Source organism: Enterobacter cloacae complex sp. 6730903, assembly GCF_048283985.1.
GTDB lineage: Bacteria > Pseudomonadota > Gammaproteobacteria > Enterobacterales > Enterobacteriaceae > Enterobacter > Enterobacter hormaechei_C.
The window spans coordinates 50,140-57,038 of record NZ_JBLVXX010000035.1 but is presented as its reverse complement, the minus strand read 5'-3'; the positions used below and the strand labels follow the sequence as shown (position 1 = coordinate 57,038).

At 58.2% G+C, this 6,899-nt stretch carries 6 protein-coding genes and 1 pseudogene; 5 read left to right on the top strand and 2 right to left on the bottom strand.

Annotated features, from left to right (window positions below; translation table 11 throughout):
* Together ACNQ0W_RS17470 and ACNQ0W_RS17465 are read right to left on the bottom strand one after the other, a co-directional pair.
* On the bottom strand, positions 1 to 591 hold a 591-nt coding region (locus tag ACNQ0W_RS17470; RefSeq protein ID WP_417933220.1), incomplete at its 3' end, for an ester cyclase.
* Positions 588 to 1,658: a LacI family DNA-binding transcriptional regulator gene (locus ACNQ0W_RS17465; protein WP_048981849.1), complete on the bottom strand. Its 1,071-nt coding sequence runs from the start codon at positions 1,656 to 1,658 to the stop codon at positions 588 to 590. The genes ACNQ0W_RS17470 and ACNQ0W_RS17465, both read right to left, overlap by 4 nt.
* 308 nt (positions 1,659 to 1,966) lie before the next feature.
* On the opposite strand from ACNQ0W_RS17465, the gene ACNQ0W_RS17460 reads away from it, so the two are divergent.
* From ACNQ0W_RS17460 to ACNQ0W_RS17440, 5 genes and pseudogenes are all read left to right on the top strand, one after another.
* Positions 1,967 to 3,205, top strand: coding sequence for an MFS transporter (locus tag ACNQ0W_RS17460; RefSeq protein ID WP_022651680.1), 1,239 nt, complete (start codon positions 1,967 to 1,969; stop codon positions 3,203 to 3,205).
* A gap of 75 nt (positions 3,206 to 3,280) precedes the next feature.
* Positions 3,281 to 4,602, top strand: a pseudogene (gene hisD / locus ACNQ0W_RS17455) (histidinol dehydrogenase).
* Positions 4,603 to 4,605: 3 nt separating this feature from the next.
* Positions 4,606 to 5,370 carry an SDR family NAD(P)-dependent oxidoreductase gene (locus tag ACNQ0W_RS17450; RefSeq protein WP_062933573.1) on the top strand — a complete coding sequence of 255 codons (765 nt, stop codon included), beginning with the start codon at positions 4,606 to 4,608 and terminating at the stop codon, positions 5,368 to 5,370.
* An 8-nt stretch (positions 5,371 to 5,378) separates the two neighbouring features.
* Positions 5,379 to 6,122 (top strand): alpha/beta fold hydrolase, encoded by a 744-nt coding sequence (locus ACNQ0W_RS17445; protein WP_047729522.1) that lies wholly within the window; start codon positions 5,379 to 5,381, stop codon positions 6,120 to 6,122.
* Positions 6,104 to 6,895 carry an HpcH/HpaI aldolase family protein gene (locus ACNQ0W_RS17440; protein ID WP_062933572.1) on the top strand — a complete coding sequence of 264 codons (792 nt, stop codon included), beginning with the start codon at positions 6,104 to 6,106 and terminating at the stop codon, positions 6,893 to 6,895. Before ACNQ0W_RS17445 ends, ACNQ0W_RS17440 begins: the two co-directional genes overlap by 19 nt.
* Positions 6,896 to 6,899 lie beyond the last annotated feature (4 nt).

Sequence of the window (6,899 nt, the reverse complement as noted above, 5' to 3'; positions counted from 1 at the left end):
GTAGCGCTCAACGACCCCGGCCAGCGCCCCTTCCACGTCGTCGCCCCCAGGCCCACCCGCCCAGCGGGCGTCCAGCGTCTCAGCAGACACAGATTCCAGCCCAAGCTGCTGGCGCATGGTCGCCAGGTTAAAAGCAAAGTCGCGGACATCCAGCCCCAGTTGCGCCACAATCGCGGCACGATCCTGAAGCAGCCACTCCTGGCGTACGGCACCATCAACACAGATGCGATCGGCCCAGGTGCGGACCCAGACATTTTTCCCGGTCGGCGGGCCAAAAAATCCCTCCCCCTGGTGCTGAATGCGGGCTACGGTACGCTGCGCCGCATAGAACTCGTCCCCCGGGTTCTGGCTGCACAGAATATCCTCCGTCAGCACCGCTCGCTGCGGGAAGCTGTGCATCGCCTCAAGCGTCAGGCGCATAAACTGGGAAAGCTCATGCAGCTGTTTTTCGGGGGTAGTGAAAACCACCGGCGTGGCGTAAAAATCCGCCAGCTGGCCGATATCTTTCTGCTCCCACACCACATGCGTCAGCGTCAAAATGAACTGCTGGATAGAGTCGAATTGAGGGCTGAAGCCCCGTAATCTGGTCATGTGCGCTCCTTAGACTGGAATAGCGTTAAACCATTGGTTTCGATAACGCCGCTGCGTGGGCGACGCGCCGAGTGGCGTATCACCAGCGTACCGGGCACCGTAATCTGTTCAGGCTCTATGGTTCCGCTGTCAATTTGCTTCATTAACAGTTCCACCGTGGCATCCACCATCGCGCCGACCGGCTGCGACGCCGAGGTCAACGCATAAGAGGGCCAGCCGGAAGGGCCGATGTCGTCATACCCGACAACGGAGACCTCCTCCGGAATGCGCAAACCAAACTCATAGCGCGCCACATCCATTACCGTGACGGCCATATGATCGTTGGCGACAAAGACCGCATCCGGCGCTGGCGACGTCGAAAACAGGCTATAGGCTGCCCGGGTGGTTTGCTGAGCGTCGTAATTCCCGTGCACCACCCGCACATCAGTGATGCCATGTTCTTCCAGCGTGGAAATAAACCCGCGCTGGCGGGCGATATTGACCGGGGAATCGGCCACGCCGCCCACGTAGGCAAAACGCTTGTGCTCCCCCGCCAGCAGAAACTCGGCAATCTGCCGCGCGGCCGCTTCGTTATTACTGTTGACGCTGGAGGCCATGCCACTCTCTTCGCTGCGGTTAAACAGCACTACCGGGATCCCGGCGGCAAGGCACTCCTCGGATAACTCCAGCGACAGCGTCACCGAGGCCAGCACAATGCCATCCACCCGGTACTGCATAATCTGGTCAAAAATACGGTCTACGTTACCTTCCCGATCGCCAACGAACAGCAGCAGGTGATAGTTCAGCGTATCCAGCTTTTGCGCCAGCGCCTCCAGCACCTGCGAGTAAAAGGGGTTATCAAAGTAAGAAATGACGACACCGATAATGCGCGAACGAGCCGTGTTGAGCGAACGGGCGATCGCATTCGGGCGATAGCCCAGCTCGCGCGCTGCCTTCAGCACTTTTTCACGCGTTGCCGGTGAAATGCTGGCCCCCGGCGTGAATGTTCGCGACACCGCAGATTGCGATACCCCCGCCAGCTGAGCGACCTGTTGGGATGTGACTGCTGCAAAAGTCTTACGTTTCATTACCCCTGATTCCTTATCAACGTCCTGCCCATTTGCGCGTGCTTCAAACGCCTCAGCAAGTGGGTGTTTTTTATACTTACACCACCTTTGCATGCGTATGCAACACAAAAAATTAAAATTCTCACAACAAGATCGAGATCACTTTACAAACATGAAACCTTTTCGTAACTTCAAATCTTGAATACGTATGCAAAGAGTTTTCATACCGTCAATGGTACCGGAGAGAACAGGAGTCGCCCAAAGGATTGAACCGGTAAACGTCGTCCCTGACTGGTTATAACCCATTAATTCTTAAGAGGTTCAAAACCATGTTTCAAGCTCTGTTACGCCGTCGGGAAGCCCGGCTCTTTTTCATCATCAGCATCCTGTTCTTTATCTGCATTCATAGCATTGATGCATTCCTGGCCCCCATGATGATCAACCAGGGCATTGAGCCACAGATCATGGGCATCATCATGGGCGCGTCCGGGCTGGCAACCCTTCTGATACGCTTTCCGTTAGGCATTATTTCCGACGTGGTTAAAAGCCGCAGGATCTTCATCCAGATTGGCCTGCTGCTGCCAATTATCGCCTGGCCGATTGCCTGGCTTGAACCCAACGCCATTACGCTGTATCTGGCGAAAGCGGCAGACGGCGTCACGGCGGCGACCTGGGTGCTGTACAACATCCTGTTCATGCGTTACTTCGGTCGCAACGAAGCGCCTGCCGCCGTCGCGCTGCTGGCGCTGGCAGGGCCCATCGGCGTGTTTCTCGGCAACTGTATTGGCGCGGTGCTGATTCACTATTTCGCCAATAACATCGCCTTTTTTGTCTCCTGCATCTCCGCCCTGGTGGCGTTGATCCTGACGACCCGCATTCAGGACGTACACGACCCGGTTCAGGCCCCCACGCTTAAAGCCTGCATTACCGGTGCGCGCCAGCAGCTGGCCGACCGTTCCGTCTGGCTGATTGGCATCCTGGCGACCGTCGTCATTCTGGTGCCCTTCGCCACCCGCGACACGCTGACGCCGGTCTATGCCGAACAGCTTGGCGCCCGGGCGGGGATCCTCGCGCTGCTGGGTAACATTCACCTTCTTTTTTACGGGCTGGCCATCGCCCTGTGCAGCTCGGTGTTTTATCAGCGCCTTGGGCTGGTTAAAACCGCCGTGCTCGGCATCGTTTTACAGGTGATCTCCACTTTCGGCATTCCCTTTACCAGCAATATCTATGTTATTTACCTGTGGCAGGCGCTGGCGGGGTTCTCGTTCGGTATGGCCTTTGCCGCATTCATGTCGCTCAGCGTAGTGAATACCTCGTCTGATGAACAATCCACGCGAATGGGACTATTCCAGACCATTTATTCCTGCGGCATGTTTGTCGGGCCGGTAATGATGGGCGTAATGATGCAACATATTAACCTGTCGTCCGGTTATATATTGATTGCTGCCCTTTCCGTTGTGGCCGCTATTGCCACGCCGCTGTCCGCTCGATGGGTATATGCCCGTAAAACGCAAACCTCAGCCCAATTATTAAAAAACGGTGCGTACGCTGCCGCGCCGGATCAATAACCCTTTCTGAAGTAAACACCCTTTCCCGGCTCGCCGGGAGGACAACTGACATCTGAAAAAGGTAAGGAGAAGCGAGTGTCCTGGAAATTAAAAACCGGTAAATCTACCGAAGAGCGCCAGCAAGCCAACCAGCAAATAAGAGAAACGGTTGAACAAATACTTGCGGATATTGAAAAACGCGGAAATAAAGCCATTCGCGAATTATCCATTAAATTCGATCGTTATGACCGTCAGGATTATCGTCTGACGTCCGCGGAGATTGACCACTGCATAAAACAGTTAAGCCGCCAGGATATTCAGGATATTGAATTCGCCCAACAGCAGGTGGCGAATTTTGCCCGCGCGCAGAAAGAATGTCTGCGGGACCTGGAAATTGAAACGTATCCCGGGGTGATCCTCGGGCATAAAAATATTCCGATTAACGCCGTAGGATGTTACGTGCCTGGCGGAAAATATCCCCTGCTCGCCTCCGCGCACATGTCGATCATCACCGCCAGCGTGGCGGGGTGTTCAAGAATCATCAGCTGTGCCCCGCCGTTTAACGGTCAGCCCGCCCCGGCGATTGTCGCGGCGCAAAAAATGGCTGGCGCAACGGAATCTATGCCCTTGGCGGCATTCAGGCGATAGGCGCCATGGCGCTGGGCACGGACTCGCTGGCACCGGTCGACATGCTGGTCGGCCCCGGTAACGCCTTCGTCGCGGAGGCCAAACGCCAGCTGTTCGGTCGGGTAGGTATCGACCTGTTTGCCGGTCCGACGGAAACGCTGGTAATTGCCGATGACACCGTTGACGCGGAAATGTGCGCCACGGATCTGCTGGGCCAGGCCGAACACGGCGTCACCACCCCTGCCATCCTGCTGACGAACTCGCCCCAGCTTGCCAAAGAGACGCTCAGCGAAGTGGAACGGCTGCTGGAAAAGCTCCCTACCGCCGACATTGCCCGCCAGTCGTGGCAGGACTACGGGGAAATCATCGTCTGCGACAGCCACGAAGAGATGCTGCTGGAGGCAGATCGTATCGCTTCCGAACATGTTCAGGTGATGACCGACCGGGACGACTGGTTCCTGGCTAACCTGACCAATTACGGCGCGCTGTTCCTTGGACCACGTACTAACGTGGCCTACGGCGATAAGGTGATCGGCACCAACCACACCCTGCCCACGCAGAAAGCCGCACGTTATACCGGCGGCCTGTGGGTGGGCAAGTTCATGAAAACCTGCACCTTCCAGAAAGTCCTCAGCGACGAAGCCACCGCCGAAATCGGCAGTTATTGTTCCCGTCTGTCGCTGCTGGAAGGGTTCGCCGGACATGCCGAGCAGGCCAATATTCGCGTGCGCCGTTATGGCCAGACGGAAGTTCCCTACGCCACACCGGCCCCGGTCAGGGAAAAGGTGTAAGCCATGACGCTTTTGCAAACGCCCTCTTTCACCCTGCACGGCAAACGCGCGCTGGTGACCGGCGGGTCAAGAGGGATTGGCTTCGCCGCCGCCGTCGCCCTCGCACAGGCGGGAGCAGAGGTATGGATCGCCGCCCGGGGTCGCGAGGCGCTGGCGCATGCCACAGGTCTGGCAGCGGAACACAGTCTCGCATTTCACCCACTGGAACTGGATATTACCGACACTCAGGAGGTGGAGCGTGTGCTGGCGACGTTGCCCACGCCCGACATTCTGGTGAACAGTGCCGGGCTGGCCCGCCACCAGCCGTTTCTTGAGGTGAACGAGGAAAATTTCGATGCGGTGATGGCGCTTAACCTGCGCGCCACCTTTTTTGTCAGCCAGCGCGTGGCGCGCAGAATGCGGGCGGGCGGTAAGGGGGGATCGATTATTCACATCTCATCGCAAATGGGACACGTTGGCGGCCCCGAGCGTAGCGTGTACTGCGCCTCCAAATTCGCGCTTGAAGGGTTAACCCGAACGATGGCGCTGGAGCTGGGCGATGCGGGGATCCGCGTCAATACGCTGTGCCCGACCTTCATTGAAACCGACCTGACGCGTTCGTCGCTTGCCGATCCGGCGTTCCGCCACTACGTGCTGGACAACATCAAACTGCGCCGGCCAGGCAGGCTGGAGGACATTATGGGGCCGGTGGTGTTCCTCGCCTCGGATGCCGCCGGGCTGATCACCGGCAGCGCCCTGATGGTTGACGGCGGCTGGACGGCTACGTGAGGGATGCAATGGAATATCCGCTTCTGGACAATACCGATCTGCCGCTGGTGCTGCTTGGCGGCACGCTCTGTAACGCCCGGCTCTGGCAGCCCGTCATTGAACGGCTGAACGTCTCAGCGGTGCTGTGCATCACGCTGACGGGCGCAGAGTCCGCGCCGCAGGCGTCACGGCGGTTATTAAAGGTTCTGCCGCCGCGCTTTCTGTTGGCGGGCTTTTCGCTCGGCGCGATTGTCGCGCTGCAAATGGCCGCCGACGCGCCAGAAAGAGTGAACGGGCTGACGCTGATTTCCGTTAATCCGTTGCCCGTTGCGCCGGACACCCTCGCTTCACGCCGGGAAGCGGTACACACCGCACAGGCGCGGGGCCTGGCCGACTGGCTGGTCTCCTCGCTATGGCAGAGCTATGTCGCCCCGTCACGTCTGTCCGATCGGATCCTGCAAGAGACTATTTGCCGAATGGCGCAAGAGTGCGGCATTGAGACCTTTGCGGAGCAAACGGAAATGGCCATTTACCGGCAGGACAACCGGGCTGCGTTTAACGCCCTCTCCTGCCCCACATTACTTCTAAACGGCGCGCAGGACGTTATCTGCACGCCCCATCATCATCAGCTACTGGCAGCAGGCAACGCGAACGTGACCAGGCATACGGTGGAGGCTGGCGGGCATTTTATTCCGCTGGAAACCCCGGATGAGATCGCGCCGCTGCTGCGTCAGTGGATAACGGAGTGCATACAGTGCGCAAAAACAGTTTAAAGACCGCATTTCTGGAAAATACCCCGATCGTTAACGGCTGGCTGGCGATCCCGTCCGGGTATAGCGCGGAAATTATGGGCCATCAGGGTTACGACGCCGTCACGGTCGATTTGCAGCACGGCATGATTGATTTTGCCAGCGCGTTGTCGATGCTACAGGCGCTGTCGGCCACGCCTGCCGTGCCGCTGGTGCGGGTGGCAGATAACGATCCGGCGCAAATCATGCGGGTATTAGACGCCGGCGCGTACGGCGTAATCTGTCCGATGATCTCCAGCGCGGAACAGGCTCGCCGTTTTGTCGCGGCCTGTCGCTATCCACCGCTGGGGGTTCGCTCCTTTGGTCCGGCCAGAGGTCTGCTCTATGGCGGCAGTGATTATCCGCAGCACGCTAACGACGAGATCCTGACGCTGGCAATGATCGAAACCCGCGAAGGGCTGGCGGATCTTGACGACATCCTTGATACCGAAGGACTGGACGGTGTGTTTATTGGCCCCAACGATCTCTCGCTGACGCTGACCGGCAGCGCCAGCGCCGAATCCCAACATCCCGAAATGCTTGCTGCTATTGAGCGGGTGATTCACTGCTGCCGCCAGCAGCAGAAGATTGCCGGTATTTTCTGCACTTCCGGCGCGGCCGCCGCAGCGCGTATTGCGCAGGGTTTCCAGTTTGTTACCCCAGCAAACGACGTTATGCAGCTGGGTCGCGCCTCACGTGAAGCCATTGCTCTCGCCCGCGGCAACGCCATCCCTACCACCGGTGCATCCGGTTATTAAAAGG

Coding starts and splice junctions, on each gene's coding strand:
- ACNQ0W_RS17465 (WP_048981849.1), bottom strand. CDS start 1,658: ATGAAACGTAAGACTTTTGCAGCAGTCACATCCCAACAGGTCGCTCAG.
- ACNQ0W_RS17460 (WP_022651680.1), top strand. CDS start 1,967: ATGTTTCAAGCTCTGTTACGCCGTCGGGAAGCCCGGCTCTTTTTCATC.
- ACNQ0W_RS17450 (WP_062933573.1), top strand. CDS start 4,606: ATGACGCTTTTGCAAACGCCCTCTTTCACCCTGCACGGCAAACGCGCG.
- ACNQ0W_RS17445 (WP_047729522.1), top strand. CDS start 5,379: ATGGAATATCCGCTTCTGGACAATACCGATCTGCCGCTGGTGCTGCTT.